The sequence below is a fragment of the Celeribacter baekdonensis genome (assembly GCF_003047105.1).
In the GTDB taxonomy this organism is placed as follows: domain Bacteria; phylum Pseudomonadota; class Alphaproteobacteria; order Rhodobacterales; family Rhodobacteraceae; genus Celeribacter; species Celeribacter baekdonensis_B.
This window is the reverse complement of record NZ_CP028472.1, coordinates 196,302-218,169: the sequence shown is the minus strand read 5'-3', so window position 1 is coordinate 218,169 and position 21,868 is coordinate 196,302. Positions and strand designations below refer to the sequence as shown.

General features: G+C 59.7%; 22 protein-coding genes and 1 riboswitch. Of the genes, 8 read left to right on the top strand and 14 right to left on the bottom strand.

Going from position 1 to position 21,868, the window contains the following annotated elements:
• Window positions 1-3: 3 nt before the first annotated feature.
• The 8 genes from DA792_RS01060 to nadC all read left to right on the top strand — a co-directional run bounded on the left by DA792_RS01060 (window position 4) and on the right by nadC (window position 8,579).
• Complete coding sequence (locus DA792_RS01060) at window positions 4-747, top strand: ABC transporter ATP-binding protein (RefSeq protein WP_107717956.1); 744 nt, start codon at window positions 4-6, stop codon at window positions 745-747.
• Window positions 747-1,487: an ABC transporter ATP-binding protein gene (locus tag DA792_RS01055; RefSeq protein WP_107717618.1), complete on the top strand. Its 741-nt coding sequence runs from the start codon at window positions 747-749 to the stop codon at window positions 1,485-1,487. The genes DA792_RS01060 and DA792_RS01055 overlap by 1 nt, the downstream gene beginning before the upstream one ends.
• Window positions 1,484-2,398 carry a branched-chain amino acid ABC transporter permease gene (locus tag DA792_RS01050; protein WP_107717616.1) on the top strand — a complete coding sequence of 305 codons (915 nt, stop codon included), beginning with the start codon at window positions 1,484-1,486 and terminating at the stop codon, window positions 2,396-2,398. The genes DA792_RS01055 and DA792_RS01050 overlap by 4 nt, the downstream gene beginning before the upstream one ends.
• 1 nt (window position 2,399) lies before the next feature.
• Window positions 2,400-3,479, top strand: a complete 1,080-nt coding sequence (locus DA792_RS01045) for a branched-chain amino acid ABC transporter permease (protein WP_107717615.1) — start codon at window positions 2,400-2,402, stop codon at window positions 3,477-3,479.
• The gene (locus tag DA792_RS01040; RefSeq protein WP_254679185.1) at window positions 3,476-4,645 is read left to right on the top strand and encodes an ABC transporter substrate-binding protein; all 1,170 of its coding nucleotides are present in this window, start codon (window positions 3,476-3,478) and stop codon (window positions 4,643-4,645) included. The genes DA792_RS01045 and DA792_RS01040 overlap by 4 nt, the downstream gene beginning before the upstream one ends.
• A gap of 441 nt (window positions 4,646-5,086) precedes the next feature.
• On the top strand, window positions 5,087-6,121 hold the full coding sequence (gene nadA, locus DA792_RS01035; protein ID WP_107717952.1) for a quinolinate synthase NadA: 1,035 nt from the start codon (window positions 5,087-5,089) through the stop codon (window positions 6,119-6,121).
• Between the two features lie 5 nt (window positions 6,122-6,126).
• On the top strand, window positions 6,127-7,731 hold the full coding sequence (locus tag DA792_RS01030; RefSeq protein WP_107717613.1) for an L-aspartate oxidase: 1,605 nt from the start codon (window positions 6,127-6,129) through the stop codon (window positions 7,729-7,731).
• Window positions 7,728-8,579, top strand: a complete 852-nt coding sequence (gene nadC / locus DA792_RS01025; protein WP_107717611.1) for a carboxylating nicotinate-nucleotide diphosphorylase — start codon at window positions 7,728-7,730, stop codon at window positions 8,577-8,579. The genes DA792_RS01030 and nadC overlap by 4 nt, the downstream gene beginning before the upstream one ends.
• Before the next feature lie 43 nt (window positions 8,580-8,622).
• Here the strand turns inward: nadC and thiD are convergent, their stop codons facing one another.
• The 14 genes from thiD to DA792_RS00955 all read right to left on the bottom strand — a co-directional run bounded on the left by thiD (window position 8,623) and on the right by DA792_RS00955 (window position 21,863).
• On the bottom strand, window positions 8,623-9,372 hold the full coding sequence (gene thiD, locus DA792_RS01020) for a bifunctional hydroxymethylpyrimidine kinase/phosphomethylpyrimidine kinase (protein ID WP_107717609.1): 750 nt from the start codon (window positions 9,370-9,372) through the stop codon (window positions 8,623-8,625).
• On the bottom strand, window positions 9,369-10,280 hold the full coding sequence (locus tag DA792_RS01015) for a HesA/MoeB/ThiF family protein (RefSeq protein WP_107717607.1): 912 nt from the start codon (window positions 10,278-10,280) through the stop codon (window positions 9,369-9,371). Before DA792_RS01015 ends, thiD begins: the two co-directional genes overlap by 4 nt.
• Entirely contained in the window at window positions 10,277-10,882 is a 606-nt protein-coding gene (locus DA792_RS01010) for a thiamine phosphate synthase (RefSeq protein WP_107717605.1), read from the bottom strand. The genes DA792_RS01015 and DA792_RS01010 overlap by 4 nt, the downstream gene beginning before the upstream one ends.
• Complete coding sequence (locus DA792_RS01005) at window positions 10,879-11,640, bottom strand: thiazole synthase (protein WP_107717602.1); 762 nt, start codon at window positions 11,638-11,640, stop codon at window positions 10,879-10,881. Before DA792_RS01005 ends, DA792_RS01010 begins: the two co-directional genes overlap by 4 nt.
• A 1-nt stretch (window position 11,641) precedes the next feature.
• Window positions 11,642-11,839, bottom strand: a complete 198-nt coding sequence (gene thiS / locus DA792_RS01000) for a sulfur carrier protein ThiS (RefSeq protein ID WP_107717599.1) — start codon at window positions 11,837-11,839, stop codon at window positions 11,642-11,644.
• Window positions 11,829-12,764 (bottom strand): FAD-dependent oxidoreductase, encoded by a 936-nt coding sequence (locus DA792_RS00995; RefSeq protein ID WP_107717598.1) that lies wholly within the window; start codon window positions 12,762-12,764, stop codon window positions 11,829-11,831. The genes thiS and DA792_RS00995 overlap by 11 nt, the downstream gene beginning before the upstream one ends.
• Window positions 12,761-14,560 carry a phosphomethylpyrimidine synthase ThiC gene (gene thiC / locus DA792_RS00990; protein ID WP_107717596.1) on the bottom strand — a complete coding sequence of 600 codons (1,800 nt, stop codon included), beginning with the start codon at window positions 14,558-14,560 and terminating at the stop codon, window positions 12,761-12,763. The genes DA792_RS00995 and thiC overlap by 4 nt, the downstream gene beginning before the upstream one ends.
• Window positions 14,561-14,683: 123 nt before the next feature.
• A riboswitch (TPP riboswitch) is annotated at window positions 14,684-14,813 on the bottom strand.
• 315 nt (window positions 14,814-15,128) lie between these two features.
• Complete coding sequence (locus tag DA792_RS00985; RefSeq protein ID WP_107717594.1) at window positions 15,129-15,620, bottom strand: RidA family protein; 492 nt, start codon at window positions 15,618-15,620, stop codon at window positions 15,129-15,131.
• 59 nt (window positions 15,621-15,679) lie between these two features.
• Entirely contained in the window at window positions 15,680-16,084 is a 405-nt protein-coding gene (locus DA792_RS00980; RefSeq protein WP_254679217.1) for a c-type cytochrome, read from the bottom strand.
• Between the two features lie 17 nt (window positions 16,085-16,101).
• A complete protein-coding gene (locus DA792_RS00975; protein WP_107717590.1) occupies window positions 16,102-17,688 on the bottom strand; it encodes a flavin monoamine oxidase family protein in 1,587 nt (528 codons plus the stop codon).
• A 438-nt stretch (window positions 17,689-18,126) separates the two neighbouring features.
• On the bottom strand, window positions 18,127-18,933 hold the full coding sequence (locus DA792_RS00970; protein WP_107717588.1) for an amino acid ABC transporter ATP-binding protein: 807 nt from the start codon (window positions 18,931-18,933) through the stop codon (window positions 18,127-18,129).
• The gene (locus tag DA792_RS00965; protein ID WP_199908055.1) at window positions 18,926-19,882 is read right to left on the bottom strand and encodes an amino acid ABC transporter permease; all 957 of its coding nucleotides are present in this window, start codon (window positions 19,880-19,882) and stop codon (window positions 18,926-18,928) included. Before DA792_RS00965 ends, DA792_RS00970 begins: the two co-directional genes overlap by 8 nt.
• 64 nt (window positions 19,883-19,946) lie before the next feature.
• Window positions 19,947-20,798 (bottom strand): transporter substrate-binding domain-containing protein, encoded by an 852-nt coding sequence (locus DA792_RS00960; protein WP_107717948.1) that lies wholly within the window; start codon window positions 20,796-20,798, stop codon window positions 19,947-19,949.
• A gap of 69 nt (window positions 20,799-20,867) precedes the next feature.
• Entirely contained in the window at window positions 20,868-21,863 is a 996-nt protein-coding gene (locus DA792_RS00955; RefSeq protein ID WP_107717586.1) for an isopenicillin N synthase family dioxygenase, read from the bottom strand.
• Window positions 21,864-21,868: the final 5 nt, after the last annotated feature.

Here is a 21,868-nt window from a genome sequence, read left to right as displayed (position 1 = left end):
GGCATGGGCAGCAATAACAAGTGCGCCCTGGCCGTATCCGGGGTGACGGTGGCGTTCGGCGGGTTCAAAGCTCTCACCGACGTGACGCTCACTGTGACCTCGGGCACGGTTTATGGGTTAATCGGCCCCAACGGTGCGGGAAAGACGACGCTGGTCAATGTGTTGACTGGATTCCAAACGCCAAGTCAGGGCCGCATCTTGCTCAACGGTCGCGATGTCGGGACACATCCCGCGCATCTGCTGCGCCGTGAAGGTGTGGCGCGGACCTTTCAGGCAGGCCGACTTTTTTCTGGCCTCGACGTGCTCGACAATCTGGCGGTGACCGGGGTGGGGCTGGGGTATTCCCGCCATGCCTCTGAAGTCGAAGCGATGCGGGTGCTCGACTGGATTGGTGTGGCCGATCTCGCCGAAAAACCCGCCGCCGGCCTGCCCTATACCGATGAACGTCGGGTCGGCATCGCGCGAGCGTTGATGTTCGACCCGGCCTTTCTACTTCTGGATGAACCTGCCGCAGGCATGTCTGAGGCGGAAGCGGAGGATTTGGCGCTGTTGATCGCCCGAGCGGCCAAGGAGTTGGAGACCGGCGTTTTGCTGATCGAGCACAATGTGGGCTTGGTGCTTTCGGTGAGTTCACATGTCTACGTCCTTGATGCTGGACAGGTGATTGAGGCGGGCGACCGGGACGCGATCATCGCCAGCCAGCGGGTGCGAGACGCCTATTTTGGGTCAGACCAGGAGGCTGTGTGATGACGAAGCTAGGGGTTTTCGATTTGGCGGTCCGCTATGGCAAAGTACCCGCAGTCAACACTCTGACACTGCATATCGCAGAGGGCGAACGGGTCTTTGTGTCGGGGCCAAACGGGGCAGGCAAGTCCTCCCTCCTCAAGGCGATCAGCGGCGCTGTGGCCACGAGCCATGGCCGGATCGAGATGGACGGGGATCTACTGACGGGTCTGGCACCCGAGATGATCGCCCGACTGGGGCTGTCGATGGTCCCCGAGGGACGTGATATTTTCGGGTCGCTGACGGTGGAGGAAAACCTCCGGGTGGGCACTGGTCTTCGCCGTGATGCGGAGGCCGTGAATGCGGACATCGACGATATCTACAACAGTTTTCCGATCCTTCGCGACCGACGAACTGCGACGGCAGGCGCGCTTTCGGGTGGACAGCAACAGATGTTGGCCATTGGCCGCGCCCTAATGACCAATCCAAAGCTGATCCTGGTCGACGAGCCGTCGCTGGGTCTGGCGCCCAAAATCGTAGATCAGGTCTATGACACGCTGTGCGCATTGCAGGAAGATCGCGGACTGACCTTGCTGATCGTTGAACAAAGCTCGCTGCGCGCTGCGCGGGTCGGCGGACGTATGGTGCTGATGCGTGGCGGGCGGATCACGAGCGAAGGCAATGCCGCCGATATGGTCGACCGTGAGGCTCTGACAGAGGCCTATTTCGGCACATCCAACACACATATGGAGGGGACGACATGACCAACTTGGCCCAACTCTTCTTCGACGCGGCCTCGCTCGGTGGGCTATACGCGATGGCCGCGTTAGGGATCGCGTTGATTTTTGGGGTGATGAAGCTGGTCAATTTCGCCCATGGCGAATACATCGCCTTTTGCGTCTTCGCCCTCATCGTGCCCTCGACAGATGCCGTCGCGGTGATGTTTTTGGGGCACGCGCCCGCGCCGATCTTGATCCCGCTGATGCTGACGATAGGCGCAACGATCGCTGTGGCCAGCGAATACGCCGTCTTCCGGCATTTGCGGCGGGCCGATCCGGTGGCGATGATGATCGCCTCTTTCGCACTCGGCTTTGTCATCCGCAACGCGCTGCTTGCCACCTATGGCGGGCGTCCCAAAGCGATCAGCCTGTGGCCGGGGCTGAACACCCCCATCGACGTGGCTGGGGCGAGCGTGCCGTTGCTACAGCTGATCGTGATTGTCACAACGCTGTTTGTCGTGACCGGGCTCGCGCTCCTACTGAAAAAAACCCGGATCGGTCTGGAAATGCGCGCGGCGGCAGAAAATTTCACCATGGCACGCCTACTCGGGGTACGGGCCAATCGGGTGATCACCGGTGCTTTTGCTCTGTCCGGCGCATTGGCCGCGGCAGTGGCGCTGATCATGGTCACTCAAACCGGCGTTGCCGATGTGAGGATGGGCGGACAGATCATGCTGGTGGCTTTCATCGCCACAGTTCTGGGTGGTTTGGGATCGCTGCCCGGTGCCGTCGCCGCCGGGTTTCTTGTGGGCATCGTTTCGGTCGTCTTGCAAGCATGGCTGCCGCTTGAGACGCGGCCTTTTCGCGATGCTTTTCTCTACACGCTGGTGATCGTCTGCCTGTTGGTCCGTCCGCAGGGGCTGTTCGTTCCCACATCTGCCAAACCGAGGGTCTGAAATGCAATCTCAACATGCAAGCAATCGTATGGCGGCCTATTCGACGCCGATGATCTTGGCCGCGCTGCTGATCGGCTTGGTCCTCTTGGTGACGCTGTTCGGGGACAAGGCGCTGGCGCGCACCGCCGCTGAAACTCTGGTTCGGGTGACGCTGGTTGTCTCTCTTTGGATGTTCGTCGGCAATTCCGGCGTGATCAGTTTTGGCCATGCTGGCTATATGGCCATCGGCGCCTATTGTTCGGCATGGCTGACGCTCAAGCCACAATCAAAAGCGCTGTTTCTGTCCGATCTGCCCGATTGGCTGATGCAGGCGCACTGGCATGTCTTGCCCGCGGCCATCGCAGGCGGGCTGTTGGCGGCCTTCATCGCACTTTTATCAGGCGCGGCGATCCTGCGGCTTTCAGGCATCGCTGCCTCAATCGCCACCTTTGCCTTTCTGGCCATTATCAACACCGTGTATTCCAACTGGGAAGGGGTCACAGGGGCGACAAGTTCGGTTGTGGGGCTCCCACGATATGTCGATCCATGGGTGGCACTGGGCTGGGCGGTGGCGGCGATTTTCGCGGCCAACCTCTATGCCAACTCTGCCTCCGGCTTGGCTCTGCGGGCAACCCGCGAAGATGAGGTGGCCGCCCGCGCCTCAGGCATCAACATGTATCGCCATCGGCTACTTTCATTGGTGATTTCGGGATTTTTCACCGGCGTCTCCGGGGCGCTCCTTGGGCATTCCATTGGCGTACTCAATCCCGACAGCTTTTATTTGGGGATCACTTTCATTTCGCTGGCGATGCTGGTCGTGGGCGGGATCGGCAGCCTTTCGGGGGCCGTGACCGGTGTGCTGTTGCTCTCTTCGCTCATCGAATTGTTGGTGCGGGCCGAACAGGGCGTGGCCATCGGCGGCGCACATGTCGCGCTGCCCTCGGGAAGTCAGGAGATCCTGATCGGCCTCACCATGATCGTGGTGCTGATTGTGCGACCGAACGGCCTGACGGCGGGCAAAGAATTCAGATTGAAGCCGCGATGGCTTCGCCAATCACGTCTTACAGATGCGACATCAACCAACAGAGGAGAAACACCGTGAAACGATTTGCTCTTGCTGCGGCAGTGGCGGCGCTAGCGCTGCCTGCCATGGCCGAAGACATCACCATCGGCTTCGCCATTGCGAAGTCCGGTTGGATGGAGGCCTACGATACGCCTGCCGCGACCGCCGCTAAAATTCGGATCGACGAGATCAATGCCAATGGCGGACTGCTTGGGCGCCAGATCAAATGGATTGAGGCCGATACCAAAACCGACCGCCAACAATCGGCCAAGGCCGGGCTTCAGGTGATCGACGACGGCGCGGACATGATGATCGTAAGCTGCGATTACGATTTTGGCGCACCAGCGGCGCTTTCCGCCGAAGCCGAAGGGATGGTGTCTTTCTTTCTCTGTGCCGAAGATGTGAAAGCTGGCATTCAGGGCGTGGGCCCGCATGCCTTCTCCGGTTCAGTGCTGGCCGCCGTACAGGGCGCGACGATGGCCGAATGGAGCCATGCCAAACGCGGGGCACAGACGGGCTATGTTCTGCTTGATACCACCATCGAATATAACAAGGGCATCTGTAGCGGCTTCGACTGGATGTTTCCACAGATCGACGGCACCGAGATCGTGGGCCGCGACACATTCAAGAACGATGACGCCTCGATCGCCAGCCAGATCACCCGGATCAAGGCGTTGCCGCAAGAGCCGGATGTGATCATGCTCTGCTCCTACATTCCGGGGGCGGCCTCGGCGGTGCGACAACTTCGCGCGGCAGGGATCACGTCGCTCATTCTCAATGGCTCGGCTGTCGATGGCTCCTACTGGCTGGATGCCACCCCCGATTTGTCCGGCTTCGTTGTCCCAGTGCAAGGTTCGATCTATGGCGACGACCCACGCCCCGCTGTCGAGGCATTCAATACAGCTTATGAAAAAGCCACAGGTACCCGCCCGGCCAGTTCCTACGCCTATCCTGGTTATGTGCTGATTGATCTCTGGGCCAAGGCGGTGGAACGCGCCGGTACGCTTGATGGTGCGGACGTCACAGCAGAATTAGAAAAGATGCAAGACGAACCGACGGCCTTTGGGCCGCGAAGCTTCACGGCGGAATTGCACCACCAGAACGTCGCCGAAATGCAGATCATCGAGATCACCCATGGCCAACCGGCCGCGACAGACAGTTGGACCATAAGCCGGCCGATCCCGCTCGACGTCTTGCTAAAGTGAAACCACATCAGCGATGATGCTCCGGGCCTGCGCCCGTGACGCATGTTCTTTACAGAGCGACAGGTCGCCTGACGGGACAACGGCATCTTGCCGATTGGCTGGTCAGGCGACATTCTCATTGCAATGTCCATTGGTCAAAATCGTGAACGCGCCGAGCCGTGGCCAACACATCTGTCACGTCGAACTGGCGCTGTGCACCTGCGAGGGGGTCTCAGCACCACAACGAGACTCGCTGATCCGCCACCCGGCCTCTCCCTCAGACCACTGCCCATACCGCGAAACCTGCATTAGAACAGCAAGGTTTGTCCTGCGCGCTTGCCGTTGGGTTAACCCTAGATTAAACAGCCTGCGTGCCGAAACATGAACCGGCTTCACACTCTGTCACCTCCCGTGCCCAACACGAACCGACAAAGGCTATACATTTTGCTCGATGAAACCGCCATGCGCACCGAACTTGCCAATCACTATGACCTGACCCCTTCGCTCGCCTGTGCCGAAGAGTTGGCGGACATCTATGCCAAAATGGACCGGGTGATTTCGCCCCCAGACTGGGCCATTTACGCGCCCTATGTCAAAGCGATCCTTGCCCTCAAAAAGCAACGCAACGCTGTGATCTTGGCGCATAACTATATGACGCCTGAGATCTATCACGGCATTGCCGATGTGGTCGGCGACAGTCTGCAACTGGCGATCAAAGCCACAGAGGTCGAAGCGGATGTGATCGTGCAATGCGGTGTGCATTTCATGGCCGAGACGTCGAAAATCCTGAACCCCTCCAAAACGGTGCTGATCCCGGATATGGACGCGGGCTGTTCGCTGGCCGAAAGCATCACCGCCGAAGGGATTGCCGAAATGCGGGCCAAATACCCCGGCGCGCCGGTGGTGACCTATGTGAACACCACAGCCGAGGTCAAAGCCGCCTCTGACATCTGTTGCACCTCCTCGAATGCGGCCCAGATTGTTGCCGCACAAGACAGCGACACCGTCATCATGACCCCCGATCAATACCTGGCCCAAAATGTCGCCAAAGAGGTGCCCAACAAACGCGTGGTCTGGTGGGCAGGGTCCTGCATCGTGCATGAACAATACACCGCCAAAGATTTGCGCGAGTATCGCGACTGGAATCCCGGCACCCGGATCATCGCCCACCCCGAATGCCCGCCAGATGTGATCGCCGAGGCGGATTTTTCCGGCTCAACCAGCGGCATCATCGACTATGTTCATCGCGAACGGCCCGAAAAGGCCATGCTGGTGACGGAATGTTCGATGGCCGCGAACATCTCGGATGAACTGCCGGATGTGGACTTTGTCGGCCCCTGCAACATGTGCCCCTATATGAAGAAAATCACGCTCGAAAAAGTGCTCTGGTCGCTCCATTCGATGCAGGGGGCCGTTGAGGTTGATCCCGAGATCGCGGCACAGGCACGGGTGGCGGTCGAGCGAATGATCGACCTGTCCCGTCGTCTCGCGGTTTAACCCAGATGGACGCGCTGAGCACAGGCCGGATCGTCATTGTTGGGGCTGGGCTTGGGGCGCTTTACGCGGCCTTGAAACTTGCACCACGCCCGGTGTTGATGATCTCACCCGAGGCTTTGGGTGAAGGTGCCAGTTCGGCTTGGGCGCAGGGCGGGGTCGCCGCGGCCATGCATGACGCCGACAGTGCCGCAGACCATGCCCGTGATACGGTTCGCGCCGGGGCGGGCACCGTGGATGCCAAAATCGCCACACAGGTCACCGCCGAAGCCCGCGCGCATATCCTTGATCTGACCAAACTGGGCACGCCTTTTGATCGCACGTCTGAAGGCGACTATGTGCTGTCGCGTGAGGCAGCGCATAGTTTTGCCCGCGTGGTCCGGGTGCGCGGAGATCAAGCTGGCGCAGAAATCATGCGCGCTTTGATCGCCGAAGTCCGTGCCACCCCGTCTATTCAGGTGTTAGAAGGCGTGATGGCCACCGGGCTTCAGGCCGAGAATGGCCGTGTCACCGGCCTCGAAATCGCGCGCTGTGATGCGCATTCCGACACCGGGCTCTCAGTCTCATGCCTTGTGCGCGGCGCGGCCTATATCATGGCGGGCGGCGGGTCGGGCGGGCTTTATGCCCTCACCACCAATCCACCGCGCATTCGCGGACAGGTGATCGGCATGGCCGCCCGTGCGGGGGCCGTGATCGCAGATGCGGAATTTGTGCAATTTCATCCCACAGCCATGGCCACCGGGGCCGACCCCGCGCCTTTGGCGACCGAAGCGCTGCGCGGCGAAGGTGCACTTTTGATCAACCGCCATGGCGAACGCTTCATGCTGGGGCTGCATCCCGATGCGGAACTCGCACCGCGCGACATCGTTGCCCGCGCCATTTATGCCCAGACCCAAGCGGGCCTGTGCCCGGCCCTTGACACGCGCGACGCCCTCGGCACCCGTATCCTGACCGACTTTCCGGCTGTGGCCAAGGCCTGTCGTGAGGCCGGAATTGATCCGGTCCGCGACCCGATCCCGGTGGCCGCTGCCGCGCATTACCACATGGGCGGGATCGCCACCGATGAGGCGGGGCGCAGCACGCTTGCGGGCCTGTGGGCCTGTGGCGAAGCGGCCTCGACCGGCTTGCACGGAGCGAACCGGCTGGCCTCAAACGGCTTGCTTGAGGCTCTGGTCTATGCCCGCCGCTGTGCGGTGGATATTGATGCCACACTCGGGCCTGTCGCGCCCGACGCAGTCCCGACCGTCACGTTGCCAAACTTGGCACCTGCGCAGCCGCCTGATCCCGCGTTGGTGGCCCGGCTGCGCCGCGCCATGACCGATGGGGCCGGTGTGATCCGTGATGCTGCTGGGCTGACCCGCACCATAAACGACATTGCAGAGATTGAAGCGGCACAGCCTGACTGTCCTGCTCTGCACAATATGACGGCCACAGCTCTCCTGATTGCGGCGGCTGCCCTGATGCGGGAAGAAAGCCGTGGAGCCCATTGTCGGTCGGACTTTCCCGAAACACATGGTGAGACGGGGACTCGTTCGTCTCTCATCCTTTCCGACGCCCTCACCCTATCTGACGCGCTGGCCCAGCCTTCCCATCCAGAACCGGAGTTCCCATGACCGCCCTGTCCCCCCTGCCCGACCTGATTTTGGAACCGCTGGTGCGCGCGGCCCTGATGGAAGATCTTGGCACCTATGGCGACATCACCACCCGGACGGTGATCCCGGCGGGCACAAAGTATCGCGCCCGGATACAGGCGCGCGAGGCGGGTGTGGTGTCTGGAATGCAAATCGCGGCCATTGCCTGTCGTTTGGTTGACCCGGACCTTTCCGTCACGCTTCACACGCCCGATGGAACCGCCATCGCAGCAGGCGATCTTTTGATGGAGATCGAAGGGGATGCGGCCTCCATCCTGTCCGCCGAACGGGTCGCTCTCAATTTTGCCGGGCGTCTGAGTGGCATTGCCACGCTGACCGCCGCGTTTGTCGCCGAGACCCACGGCACCGCGACCCGCATCACCTGCACCCGCAAAACCACCCCCGGCCTGCGGTTGGTCGAAAAACAAGCGGTCTTGCATGGCGGCGGGTTCAACCATCGCTTTTCGCTGTCAGATGCGATCCTGATCAAAGACAATCACATTGCCGCCGCGGGTGGCATTCGTCCGGTTTTGCAAGCGGTCAAGGCCAGTGCTTCGCACATGATCCGCACCGAGATCGAAGTGGACCGTCTGGACCAACTGGCCGAAGTGCTTGATGAGGGCGGCGCGGATGTGGTGCTGCTCGACAATATGGACACGCCAACTCTGCGCGACGCTGTCGAGATGACGGCGGGGCGGGTGATCCTTGAGGCCTCGGGCAACATGCGGTTGGAGCGCATCGCCGAAGTGGCCGCCACCGGGGTTGGATATATCTCCTCCGGGGCGCTGACACATTCGGCGCGCACGCTCGATCTTGGTCTGGATTTTTGATCCAATCCCGCACGCGTAAAACATCACGCTTGGGAGACTGGCATCAGGTGCCCGGCTGTGGTTTTGGCGCGCCAGACGCCAATACAAACGCGCCGTGGACATGCTGTTTTGCTAAAGCAACCGCGTCAACAAGACCGGCACCCTGTGCGATATGACCCGCGATGGCACTGGCCAGACGACACCCGGTGCCTCTGAGCGAGGCATCAATTCGGGGCGCGCCGAAGGCCACAACCGGGACGTCCCGGCGATACAGGTGATCGACGCTTGAAAGGCCTTCGGCATGTCCGCCCTTCACCAAAACTGCCCCGCATCCGCGGTGCAAAAGCCGCTCAACACAGGCGCGAGGGTCGTCCTCTGGGACACAGAGGCGGCGCGCCAAAGCCGCCAGTTCCGGCACGTTCGGTGTCAGAAGGTCGACCTTTGGCAACAACCGATCCAACAGGGCCGTGACCCCGAGATCATCCAGCAACATGTGACCCGAACTGGACATCAGCACCGGGTCCAAAACGCATGGGGCGCGAGGGAAAGCGGCGGCAACCGCCTCGACGATCCCTGCCGTGCCCAACATGCCAATTTTGACCGCGCTCACCGCACCGGCGATGTCGATTTGATCCGCCACGACCTTGGGTGGGATGGCGTGAACGGCCGTCACAGCGCGATCGCTTTGGGCGGTCACCGCTGTGACGGCAACGCGCGCGGTGCCCCCGAGGGCGTGCACCGTGGCACTGTCGCGCAACACGCCCGCCCCGCCGCTCGAATCCAGACCGCCGATGCAGAGCACGACCCCGCTCACTGCCCGTCTCCGACGATGGCGACCCGGTGGTGCCCAAGCGCAGCACATCGTTTGGCCGCCCGCCATGCCCGCAATCCTGAGGTACAAATGAAAACCACGCGCTGTCCCGGCGCAGGCTGTGGATCGACTGTGTCGCGACCCCGCAGGTCGATGACCAAATCCCCCACGTCGATCTGCGCAGGGGCCAAAATCTCCGGCATTGCAACCGGCTCTGGCGCGCCGTCAAATCGAAAGCCGCTTACATGCCACCGCGCTAGGTCAAGCGATAAGAGCTGTCCCAAGGGCGAGGGCTTGAGACCCAACAGAACCGACAACGCCATCTGCGCCTGAAGCGCACCGAGCATCGCCACCACCGGTCCCATCACGCCCGTGTCCGAACAGCTCCCAAGTCGCGAGGGCAGATCGGGAAACACCGCGCGCAGACTGGGCGCGCCGCCGCAAAACCCGCCAACATAGCCCTGGCGCGCCAACACCGAGGCGCTGATCAACGGGCGTTCAACCGCGAAGCAGAGATCGGAGAGCGCATAGCTGGTGGCGAAACTGTCGGCGGCATCGACGATCAGATCCGCCTGCGCTGTGAGGTTGGCGGCATTCTCTGGATCGAGCCGGGTGGCATGGGCGATAAACCGGCCCTCGGGGTTGAGCGCCGCAAGACTTTGTGCGGCAACTTCGGCTTTGGGTTGGGCCAGATCGGACATCCGAAACAGGGTCTGACGGTGCAGGTTGCTTTCCTCGACATGATCGGGATCGACAATGTCGATCCGCCCGACCCCCGCCCCGGCCAAAAGCGGCAAAACGGTGGAGCCAAGCCCACCTGCGCCCACCACCGAAACCCGTGCGGCGGCCAATCGCGCTTGGCCCGCCACACCGATTTCGGGTAGAATTTCTTGCCTGACATACCGGTTCATCGCCACGCCTCCGTGGCCTTGATCCAGTCGCAACAGCGCGCTTCGGGATCAGCCGCCTGCGCGATGTCTGTGACCACAGCGGCACTGTCCGCCCCGGCGGCGAACAGCCCCGGCAATCGCTCCGGCGTCAGCCCGCCGATCCCCACCAGCGGAACCTTACCCGCCGCGCGTTTCCACGCGGTCACGCGATCCAGCCCTTGCGGACCCCATGCCATCTTTTTGAGCAGCGTCGGATAGACCGGGCCAAGCGCCACATAGGCCGGATCACACGACAGGGCGCGCTCCAGTTCGGCCTCATCATGGGTGGACAGGCCAACGGCAACCCCCGCACGACGCAGTGCTGCAAAATCCGCGCTGTCCATGTCTTCTTGGCCCAGATGGACAAAGGAACAGTTGAGATCAAGCGCCACCTGCCAGTGATCGTTGACCACAAGCTGGGCGCGATGCACGGCGCAAAAGTCGCGGGCACGACGGATTTGACGGTGAATTTCCGCCTCCGGTTGATCTTTGATCCTCAGTTGGACGAGGCGAACCCCGTGCGGGACGAGCAATTCGATCTGACTGACATGGCCCACGATCAGGTAAAACGGATCAAGGCTCATGCCAACAACTCCGCCATGCCGAACACTGGCGTGGACGCTTGGGCCATGTCGCGCATAGGCATAAGACCCGCCTCCCGCGCCAAACGTCCCGCCGTGATTGCGTCAGAAAAAGCCCGTGCCATCGCCACAGGATCAAGTGCCTTGGCCACGGCGGTGTTCAAAAGCACCGCATCAAAGCCCATTTCCATCGCGTGCATGGCCTGAGACGGCGCGCCGATCCCGGCGTCGATCACCAAAGGCACCTGTGGAAAATGCGCCCGCATGGCACGCAGCCCACCAATATTACGCAGCCCCTGCCCGGAGCCAATCGGCGCCCCCCATGGCATCAATACGCGACATCCGGCCTCGATCAGTTTCTCACCGACGATCAGGTCTTCGGTCGTATAGGGAAAGACATCAAACCCATCCGCACATAGGATGCGGGCAGCCTCGACCAGCGCAAAGGGATCGGGCTGCAACGTGTCGGCATGGCCGATCACTTCGAGCTTAATCCAGGGGGTGCCAAACAGTTCGCGCGCCATATGAGCGGTGGTCACGGCCTCGCGGACCGTATGGCAGCCCGCGGTGTTGGGCAAAATCCGACACCCGCTGTCCCGAAGAATGTCACGAAATCCGCTGCCCCCCGGTCCTTCACGACGCAGCGAGACGGTGACAACCTCCGCGCCAGAGGCCGAAATGGCCGCGCGCAGCACTTCGGGCGACGGGTATTGTGCCGTGCCGAGCATCAAACGGGTGTTGAGGTCTATGCCATAAAACATTCTATCCTCCCTGCATTGGCGCAAGGAGTTCGACCTTTGCGCCTTGGGTGAGTGGGGTCGATGCACGTGCCGTGCAGGGCACGAACTGCCCGTTGAGCGCGGTGGCAACTGCGGCCGCCTCTGCACCGGTTTCCACAATCAAATCAGCAAGTGTCGGGGCAGCCGTCTCATAGGATACACCGTTCAAATCAATGCGCATGGGCAGGCTCCTTTGCCAAAACAGACACAAGATCAAGGGCGAGCGCCGGGGCCATTAAAAACCCGTGGCGGTACATGCCATTGACGTGGATCACATCGCCGACATGCCGGATGGCAGGCAGATTGTTTGGAAAGGACGGCCGCAACCCCGCCGCCGTTGTGATGACTTCACCTTCGGCAAAGCCGGGGTGAACGGTATAGGCGGCCGACAGCAATTCCATCACAGCGCGCGCCGTGATGCCGCCCGCGTCATCGCTTTCGACCATCGTCGCCCCGACCATGTACCGCCCCGCGGCGCGGGGCACGATGTAGACCGGAAAGCGCGGATGCAGCAGGCGGATAGACCGGGTGAGGGCCACATCGGGCGCGTGCAGTTCCAACATTTCACCACGCACCGCGCGTAGATCGGACAGAGCCGTGCGGGCCGCGATCCCTGTGCACTCTATCACGCGACCACGCGCAGGGGCGTCGCGAAACGCCACCCCCGCCGCCAAAAGCCGCATGCGTAAGGCGGTGAGCGCGGCACGGGGATCAAGATGCGCCTCTGTCGCAAAGAAAAGCCCGCGCGCAAATCGTCCTGAGACTGCGGGTTCAAGTGCCTCAGGCACAACCCAGTCGTGCCCGCGTGTTGCGCGCGCAAAACGATCCAATTCCCTCGCATCACGCGGGGCGGCAAGCACAAGCGTCCCGCGTCGCACCACGTCAGGAACATGCGCCGCCCACCAATCCACCGCCGACTGTCCGCGCGTGACGATCACCTCAGGCGCGCTTTCGCCCTCGCAAAAGGGCGCAAGCATCCCCCCCGCCAGCCACGAGGCGGGGGGTGTGCTATGTTCGGGCGCGATGACTTCGATCTCATGCCCCGCCTCATGTAGCGCGGTGGCAACGCACAATCCCACCACGCCCGATCCAAGAACTGAGATCATTGCGCCGGTTCCGTCGCGCTGTCGTCTGTCGGCAGGTAAAGTTCACCACCCTCGCGGAATTTTTCGGCCATGGCCGCCATGCCGTCCTGCTTTGCGGCCTCGGCGCGGATGTCATGGGAAATCCGCATCGAACAGAATTTCGGCCCACACATGGAACAGAAATGCGCCACTTTATGCGCCTCTTTCGGCATGGTTTCGTCATGCATGTCGCGCGCGGTGTCGGGATCAAGACCAAGGTTGAATTGATCCTCCCAACGGAATTCAAACCGCGCCCGTGACAGCGCATCATCACGCAGCTGTGCGCCGGGATGACCCTTAGCCAGATCGGCGGCATGGGCGGCGAGTTTATAGGTGATGACCCCGGTTTTGACATCGTCGCGATCCGGCAGGCCGAGGTGTTCCTTGGGCGTGACATAGCATAGCATCGCCGTGCCGAACCATCCGATCATCGCCGCACCGATGGCGGAGGTGATGTGATCATAGCCCGGCGCGATGTCTGTCGTCAGTGGCCCGAGCGTGTAAAACGGTGCCTCGTGGCAATGTTTCAACTGCTCGTCCATATTGGCTTTGATCTTGTGCATCGGCACATGGCCGGGGCCTTCGATCATGACCTGACAGTCCTTGGCCCAAGCGATTTTGGTCAGCTCACCCAGCGTGCGCAACTCGGCAAATTGTGCCTCGTCATTGGCATCGGCAATGGAGCCGGGGCGCAACCCGTCGCCCAGCGAAAAGCTGACATCATAGCGGCGACAAATGTCGCAAATCTCTTCGAAATGTTCGTAGAGGAAACTTTCGCGGTGATGATGCAGGCACCATTTTGCCATGATCGAGCCGCCACGCGACACAATCCCGGTCACCCGTTTGGCGGTCATCGGGATCATGTGCAGCCGGACACCTGCGTGGATGGTGAAATAATCCACCCCCTGCTCCGCCTGCTCGATGAGCGTGTCGCGGAACACCTCCCACGTCAGATCCTCGGCAATCCCATTGACCTTTTCAAGCGCCTGATAGAGCGGCACGGTGCCAATCGGAACCGGCGCGTTACGGATGATCCAATCACGGATGTTGTGGATGTTGCGACCGGTCGAGAGGTCCATGACCGTGTCAGCACCCCATCGGATCGCCCAAACCATTTTCTCCACCTCTTCTTCCATCGAGGAGGTGACGGCGGAATTGCCGATATTGGCGTTGATCTTCACCTTGAAATTGCGGCCGATGATCATCGGTTCCAATTCGCGGTGGTTGATGTTGGCGGGAATGATCGCGCGGCCTTCGGCAATCTCACGGCGCACAAATTCAGGGCTGACCAGATCGGGCAACTCCGCCCCCATTGGATCGCCATCACGGGTATAGGCCCCCATCCGGCCTTCGTTTTCACGAATGGCGACGAATTCCATTTCGGGTGTGATCACCCCGGCTTTGGCATAGGCGAGCTGGGTCACGGCCCGGGTGCCAACTGCGCGCAATGGATCGCGCTGTTTCGGGAAAGCGGGCGTCAAGCGTGTGCCGGTCACAAAGCCGTTGTCGGCCTCTGTCACCACCCGTCCCTCATATTGTTCGATGTCACCGCGCGCCTGAAGCCAGCCGCCGCGCACATCGGCCAGCCCTTCGGAAATCTCGATTTGCACCGCCGGGTCGGTATAGGGGCCAGAGCTATCATAGACCCGCAAGGGCGCCTCCCCCGTCACGGAAATCTCGCGCAGCGGCACGCGCAGCTCATGGGTCTGGCCATGAACATAGATTTTTTGCGAGGCAGGCAAAGCGCCGGTGGTGAGTGTTGGGATCGTGTCTTTCATTTCGGTCTCCTCATAACGATGAGACCCAAGTGAAACGGGTAGCAGACATGGACCACCGCCCATGCGCGCAAACGCAAATGGGCCATGCGGCCCGAAAGGACCGCCCTCGTGGTAGAGGTGTACGGAAATGCCCTTCGGTCTTCCTACGCCAGCATCAACTGGGTCAGGTTCTAAGGGTCGCGTCACCTCGGGCGGAGTTTCCGCCGTCAATCAGCCTCTCAGTCCCTTGGGCGGGACTCCCCTGACGTAGGGGCATTAACGAAATGCTGGGCCGTTCTGTCAACCGATAAGTTTGCGCCAAAGAGGAAAGCCACGGCTGTGCCGGGCGCAATTGGAGGAGAATTACGCGAGGTTGGAATAGGTCGTTGGGATCAAAAGCAGGACGAAAACATGGGCAAAGCCGATCCTCATAGCCGTGATCTGATACGGCTCAGAAACGCCGCGCGATGGCCGCGTTCGATGCGACAAAACCTGCCCAGCCCATCGGCATTCTCTTCGGACACTCACTGTTCCGAAGCCACAAAGCATGCTGTGGCTTCGGAAGGTGTTGTGGATTTGACGCGCCGGATTAAGGACGGACAGCCGTCACTTCGAGTTCGACCAGAAAGCCCGGATTTGCCAAAGCATCGACAACCAAAGCGGACCGAACAGGGAGGTTGGGTTGGTCTTCTGTGCCAAAAAACTGCGTATAGCCGTCCATAAAGCCGCTAAAATCCACCAGTTTGCCGTCTTCGGCCACGAGGAACGCCTGCATTTTGATGACATCGCCCATGCTCATATCAAGCGACTCCAATGTGGCCTGAATGCGGTTCAGCACGGAGACGGTTTGCTCCTCCATTGTGCCATAGGCCGCGATGGTGCCTTTTTCCGCATCTGCGTTCAGCACGCCGGGGACAGTGCCGGACAGGTAAACGGTGGTCGCAGTCGCGGGAACTTCCACCGCTTGCAGGATCGGGAAGCTCGAGTTCGGCAACGGGTGACGCACAGGCTCCTCGGCCAAAACAGGTGCGGCCAAGTTGGACAGGACCAAAGCGCAGAGCAGAGATTTAATGGATACCATGTTATATTCCTTTTGAATGTAGGGGGCACTGGCGCCGGGGGACGTCCGGCGCCAAAGGGTTAGCGGCTCGCCGCAACCATCTCGCTTGTGGCGGGATCTTCAGCGTAGCTATTGTCAAAGCTCGTTCGGATGTAGTTCACGACCTCGGCAATTTGTTCGTCATCAAGTTGGCCGCCCAAAGCGGGCATGGCACGCAACCCGTTGAGCACGACATGGATGGGATAATCCGCGAATTCGAGGTTGTGATCTCCCGCCAAAGCCGGGTACATCCCCGCCCCTTGCGCGCCTTTGCCGTCAGGCATGTGGCATGCCGCACAGACCGCGCGGTAGATCTCTTCGCCACCGCGTTGGTCCAATTTGGCCGGGTTTTCAAACCAGCCAGAAGTGTCTGGGCGAACGTCATCGGCCCAAAGCGGTACAGCAAAAACTGAAACCGCAAGGGCAGCCATAAATGTATGCTTCATAGGTGTCTCTCCAGCTCTCAGTTTTCGACGATCGTGGCGTGCAGACGTTTGATGGCATCAAGCGAGGACAAGATCGCCCCCTCCTGCCACGCCGGGAGGTAGGATATATGTTCGCCTGCCATCAATGTGCGGCCATCCATTTTTGTCGCATCCATGTAGTCGGCCTCACGGTCATTCCACAGGCCAAAACACCCGAGCGTCCACGGCACGCGGTGCCAGCCGACGCCAACGCCGGTCTTGAACTCCTCGGTATATTGCGGGTGAATCTGCGCCCCGTATTCCAAGGCTTTGGCGACCCGTTCAGAGGGCGGCAAGGCGTTGAACTGATAGGAATACGCGCCCCAGCTATAGGCCGCCAAAAGCACAGCGGGGCCATCGCTGAAATATCCCGTGGATGGGTAAGAGATTTGCGAGATCGGCAAGTTGGTGTAGCTGATCCCGCCGTAGATGTGTTCGTCTTGCTCCCAAAACCGCCGCTTGAACTCCAAACCAACCTTGGTCGAAGAGGCGTAGGGCATGGTCGAAATGATATGAGACATTCGCGTGGAAAAATCGTGATCAATCTGACCCAGAACGGAGAAGGGAATGGTGCAGATACAGTAATCCGCGCGTTCCACCGCCTCGGCCCCTGCCCCCTCTGATGGCACCCATGTGACATCGACGCCATCGTCGGTGTTGCGAATTTTCACAACTTTGGCGTTGTAGGTGATCAGGTCTTTGACCTGTTTTTCAAAGCCCTGCGCAATCATGTCCATGCCGCCTTTGGGTTGGAACATGGTCGTTTGCATGTGCAGATGCAGACCGCCTGTGAGGCTCTTCCACAGATCGGAATTGAGAATGGTGGACAGATCATGCGGATCGGACGGGATGGGTTCACCGTCAGCACCGCCACCTTCTGCTTTGGTCCAACCGCGATGGGACGACGAGTCCTCGCCTTTGACATAGGCCGCGTTTTCATCCAACGCGCCGTAGCGTTTCAAAGCCGAGACAAGGGTTTTCGCATCGTCGGCGCTGACCAGCCCGTCGAGTTTGCCTTGGTCCGCAACCTTGGCCAAAAGTTCGCTGACCCCGCCTCTGAAATCGGCGTCAATTTCTTTGAACCGCTGCGGTTTGCCCTCAAACGCTTCGGTGTTGTGGACATAGGCGTTGTAGTTGACCTGAATGAACGGTTCCAGTTCCACACCGAACCGTTTCGCATAGTCGAGCACCGCGAAGTGGTCGCTTGGGATGCGCCAAGGACCGGGATTGAGGTAGTTGCCGTCCTCAAACTCAACCTTTTGCTCAAATCCCCCAAGCTCCGTGTAGGTGTCGCCCCCACGCAGCGTCCAGCACCGACCGCCAGCCTTTTCACGGTATTCGAGAACCTTCACCTCATAGCCGGCATTCCGTAATTCGAACGCCGCTGTCATACCGGCAAGACCGGCCCCAAGGACCAAAATCCGCGTGCCTTTTGGCGCGCCGCTCAACTCCGGCCGCCCCGCCCAATTGGAGGATTGAGCCAACCCCATTTCAGTCATTGCGCTATACATGACCGCGCTGCCCGCAACAGTGCCAATCATGCTTAGCAATGACCGACGGGACATCCCTTGTGCATTAAAAGTCATTGAAAATCCTATGTTTTATTGCCTTTCACGCCGACCTAAATGATCAACATGCAGTACTGTATTTTAGCCATTTAAGAGCGTGGCGACGCAAGTCCGACACAATCAAAATGAGAAAAGCAAAAATGCAAGGGAGGGATGACGGACAGAAAGTAATCACAGGTGCTGCAAATCACATCGAAGTGCGAATTCAGTTCCGTTCGATGCAGGCGCAGTCTCACAGGTGCTTCGTGCGGCGGCACCATATTGCGGCGTTGCGCGTGATGAGTAGATGGAGCCGGAGTTTGTCTTTTTGCACATAAATCAGGGGCGCGCCCTGTCCTGCGAAGGACAATGCGCGTGGCACGGCGGCAGTTTTCGCCAAAAGATTTGTGACAAAGCCCTGTGATCCACCACAGCGGCGGGTCTCACTCTGAGGCGACCACCGGGACGACCCAGCCCTCAAAGCACACGCGACAGGAATTCCCGTGTCCGAGGTGATTGCGGGGCGCTGATCATCTCTCGCGGATTGCCACGTTCGACAATCTGACCTTGGTCCATGAACACAAGCTGATCGCCAATCTCACGGGCAAACGCGATTTCGTGGGTCACGACAACCATCGTCATCCCACTTTCGGCGAGATCTCGCATCGCGCCAAGAACCTCTCCGACGAGTTCAGGATCAAGCGCCGACGTCGGTTCATCAAACAACAGAACTTTCGGCTTCATCGCCAGCGCGCGGGCAATGGCGACACGTTGCTGTTGACCGCCAGACAGTTGGCGCGGATAGGCGGCCTCTTTGTCGGACAGGCCGACACGGGCCAACAAGGCGGCGGCCTCTTCTTTCGCCTGATCCACGTTTGTACCCCGCACCTGAACCGGGGCTTGGATCAGGTTTTCCATCACCGTCATATGTGAAAACAGATTGAACGATTGGAAAAGCATGCCAATTTCCGCACGACGACGGCACAGTTGGTTTTCCTTTAGTTCGTAGAGCTTATCCCCCACCAAATCGTAGCCGACGAAATCCCCATCAACGAGAATAAGGCCCCCCGTGAGCTTTTCGAGGTGGTTCATACAGCGCAGAAAGGTGCTTTTTCCCGACCCGGACGGGCCGATGATACAGGCGACCGAGCCCTTTGGCACATCAAGGTCGACACCCTTCAGAACCTCTAAAGCGCCAAACGTCTTGCGCACATTGCGCGCAAAAATCATCGACTCTTCGGGCACGCCAAACCGGTCTGCATTCATCTTGCGGGCCTCAGACATTGTTGCGTTCCTTTTTTCGCCCCAAAAAGAGACCGCGCGACAGAATGGACAAAAGAGCCTCCGGATCGCGGCCACTGTCGCTACGACCAAAATATCGCTCAATGTAAAACTGTCCGACGGACATGATGCTGACCACGGCAAGATACCAAACGGCGACGACGATCAGCAGCGGGATGGTTTCAAAGGTGCGCGCGTAGATGCTTTGGGCCGAATAGAACAGATCATCGACGGCGATAAAGGTCACAAGCGATGTCATTTTCAACAGGTTGATCGCCTCATTCCCGGTGGGAGGAACAACAAACCGCATCGCTTGCGGCAGGATGATTTGTCTTAGGATTTTGCGATACGGCATGCCGAGCGCTCGGGCGGCTTCCGCTTGACCAGAGGGCACGGATTTGATGCCCGCCCGGATGATCTCGGCCATGTAGCCCGCCTCACAGAGCGCGAGCGCCACCACAGCCGAGAGAAACGGCGTCATGACATCATTGGTACGCACCGAGAAGATTTCGCCAAAGAACGGCAAGCTCAGGGAAACTTCGCGCACCAAAAGAGACAGGTTGAACCAAAAGATCAATTGGATGAGCGACGGCACCCCGCGAAAGAACCAGACATAAACACCGGCGAAGGTTCGTAAAATGGGACTTGGCGACACACGCATGATCGCAACGGCAGTGCCAATGATCGTGGCCGCCGACATGATCAAAACGGTGAGCAGCAACGTGTTGCCAAGGCCGCGTAGGATCGACGGGTGGAACATATAGCCCCAGGCTGTACCCCAGGCGAAAGCCGGATTGCTGGCAAAGGCTTTGAGGATCAGCGCCGCAAGGATCAACACCACAACAGTGCCAATCCAGATCGCGTCATTGCGCCTCGGAACCACGGTCAGGGCATCTACCCCATGGATTTGGGTCTTCTGCCCCTGTGCGTCTGGCTGAGCCGGTCTGGTCACCACCTATGCCCTCATTTTGGTAGAGATGTGGACACCCGACCTGACGGGCCGGGTGTTATGGCGCTTATTGCTCGCGCAAATCGTCCATGCTGTCGACCCGGTAGGGCGCGTCAATGGCGTAGGCTCCCATACCATAGGACTCAAGGATGCCTTGATACGTGCCGTTTTCAAACAGGGTTTCAAGCGCGCTGACCATCATCTCGGCGGTTGCGCTGTCGCCTTTGCTCACCGCCAAGCCAAGCGGCGCGACGTTATAGAGCGTGGGCAAGACGACGAGTTGTCCTTTGCTGGTCACTTCGAAATAGCTCGATGCGGTTGCATCATCCATCCGGGCATCGACCCGGTCGGACATGACTGCCTGAACAATATCGGTTGAAGAATTGAACACAGATTTTTGGATCGGTTCCAGATCGTTGTCCGCACAGGCGACATTCAATTCGTCCACAAGGAAATCAGAGGCACTGCCTGCGGACACGCCGACGCGTTTGCCACACAAAGGATGATCGCCAGAGAACGTATCGACCAGACTCGGCAGAGTTGACGCGGCAACACCCGCCTTCAGGAACATCACAAACTCGACCTGTTTGAGCCGATCAGGTGTGGCCGAGAAGGTTTCCCAAGCAATGTCAAACCGACCCGCCGCGAGACCGGGGATCATGGACGGAAAGGGCGTGCGCTGCACATCAAGCTTTGCACCAACCAAATTCGCAACCTCGCCTGCAAGTTCAATGATGATCCCGGTCTGTTCACCGGTCTCATCAAGGTATTCGAACGGCGCGAAATCAAGCGTGTTTGCCACCGACAGCAATCCGCTTTCACGAACGGAATCACTGGGGGTCACTGTCTGAGCAAAGCTGGGCGTGGCCGCGACGGCGAGGGCCAAAAAGGCGGCCGCCGTGAAGGTCGTATCGTTCATCTCTTTCTCCATGTTGTGCGCGATGGAGACGGCCAATTGGACCGCTCCGGCGGGGTGTTGGCTGTTGGTTCAGCTCGCTTTTTTTCGATAATGGTAATTTTTGTCGATCCGTTCCATGAGGTAGTCGCCATAGCGCACGGGACCGGCTTTTGGCGTCTCTCCGACCGGAACGCAGGCTTCGATCGTCTCAATCATTGCGTCCATCGACGGATCAAAAAAGAAGGGTTGCGAATAGCGCTCCCGGCCTGAATAGTTCACCACTCTGTGCGGCGTCGACACAAACCGATTGTTCGACCAGCGCGCAAGAATATCACCGACGTTCATCACGAACGCATTCGGGATCGGCGGGGCCGCGATCCATTCATCATCCTTGTTCTTTACCTCAAGCCCGCCGACATCGTCCTGCGCCAGCAGCGTGATAAAACCGTAATCCGTGTGCGGGGCAGAGCCGAACAGACCCTCCTCTTTGGGCTGTGTCGGATAATGCAGCAACCGCAGAAAGGTTGTCGGGTCTTCGAAATGTGCATCGAGACTGTCGCCGGGCAACCCAAGCGACAGGGCAATGGCGCCCACCATCTTGCGGGCCAGCGTACTCATACCGTCGACATAGTGCTCAATGGTCGGACGAAAGTTTGGCAACAGGTTCTCTGCGGGCCATTGGTTTGGTCCTTGCAACGGATCGCCTGCCAGACAACGCGGGTCGGTTTCAGCGACTTCGTGCATGAAAAAGAGGGACTCGCTTTGATTGGGTTTGCTGACGGTTTCCACCGATGAGGTCACGATGGTTGACCCGGCAAAGGGCAAATACCCCCGGAAGTTCTTGTCAATTTTGACGTCAAGTTTCTGCTCTTCAGGCAAAGCAAAAAACGCCTTGCTCGCCTCGCGCACCGCTTCGACGCTGTGCGCCGCGACCTGATGCCCGACCACATAGAGAAAGCCGATAGTCTCAAGATAATCGCACAACTGTGCGGCGGTTGCGGCAATTTTTTCACGGTCCGTACCGTAAAGCGGCGCAACGTCCAGCACCGGAATTTCGGAAAAATCCCCTCGATCATTGGTATTCATTTTCG

Excerpts from the sequence above, each read along its gene's own strand:
- DA792_RS00985 (WP_107717594.1), bottom strand. The coding sequence starts at position 15,620 with ATGGTATCCATTAAATCTCTGCTCTGCGCTTTGGTCCTGTCCAACTTG.
- DA792_RS00970 (WP_107717588.1), bottom strand. The coding sequence starts at position 18,933 with ATGTCTGAGGCCCGCAAGATGAATGCAGACCGGTTTGGCGTGCCCGAA.
- DA792_RS00960 (WP_107717948.1), bottom strand. The coding sequence starts at position 20,798 with ATGAACGATACGACCTTCACGGCGGCCGCCTTTTTGGCCCTCGCCGTC.
- DA792_RS00980 (WP_254679217.1), bottom strand. The coding sequence starts at position 16,084 with ATGAAGCATACATTTATGGCTGCCCTTGCGGTTTCAGTTTTTGCTGTA.
- DA792_RS01030 (WP_107717613.1), top strand. The coding sequence starts at position 6,127 with ATGGACGCGCTGAGCACAGGCCGGATCGTCATTGTTGGGGCTGGGCTT.
- DA792_RS01060 (WP_107717956.1), top strand. The coding sequence starts at position 4 with ATGGGCAGCAATAACAAGTGCGCCCTGGCCGTATCCGGGGTGACGGTG.
- DA792_RS00995 (WP_107717598.1), bottom strand. The coding sequence starts at position 12,764 with ATGATCTCAGTTCTTGGATCGGGCGTGGTGGGATTGTGCGTTGCCACC.
- thiC (WP_107717596.1), bottom strand. The coding sequence starts at position 14,560 with ATGAAAGACACGATCCCAACACTCACCACCGGCGCTTTGCCTGCCTCG.
- thiS (WP_107717599.1), bottom strand. The coding sequence starts at position 11,839 with ATGCGCATTGATTTGAACGGTGTATCCTATGAGACGGCTGCCCCGACA.
- nadC (WP_107717611.1), top strand. The coding sequence starts at position 7,728 with ATGACCGCCCTGTCCCCCCTGCCCGACCTGATTTTGGAACCGCTGGTG.
- DA792_RS01045 (WP_107717615.1), top strand. The coding sequence starts at position 2,400 with ATGCAATCTCAACATGCAAGCAATCGTATGGCGGCCTATTCGACGCCG.
- DA792_RS00955 (WP_107717586.1), bottom strand. The coding sequence starts at position 21,863 with ATGAATACCAATGATCGAGGGGATTTTTCCGAAATTCCGGTGCTGGAC.
- nadA (WP_107717952.1), top strand. The coding sequence starts at position 5,087 with ATGCGCACCGAACTTGCCAATCACTATGACCTGACCCCTTCGCTCGCC.
- DA792_RS01010 (WP_107717605.1), bottom strand. The coding sequence starts at position 10,882 with ATGAGCCTTGATCCGTTTTACCTGATCGTGGGCCATGTCAGTCAGATC.
- DA792_RS01050 (WP_107717616.1), top strand. The coding sequence starts at position 1,484 with ATGACCAACTTGGCCCAACTCTTCTTCGACGCGGCCTCGCTCGGTGGG.
- DA792_RS00975 (WP_107717590.1), bottom strand. The coding sequence starts at position 17,688 with ATGACTTTTAATGCACAAGGGATGTCCCGTCGGTCATTGCTAAGCATG.
- DA792_RS01055 (WP_107717618.1), top strand. The coding sequence starts at position 747 with ATGACGAAGCTAGGGGTTTTCGATTTGGCGGTCCGCTATGGCAAAGTA.
- DA792_RS01015 (WP_107717607.1), bottom strand. The coding sequence starts at position 10,280 with ATGAACCGGTATGTCAGGCAAGAAATTCTACCCGAAATCGGTGTGGCG.
- DA792_RS01005 (WP_107717602.1), bottom strand. The coding sequence starts at position 11,640 with ATGTTTTATGGCATAGACCTCAACACCCGTTTGATGCTCGGCACGGCA.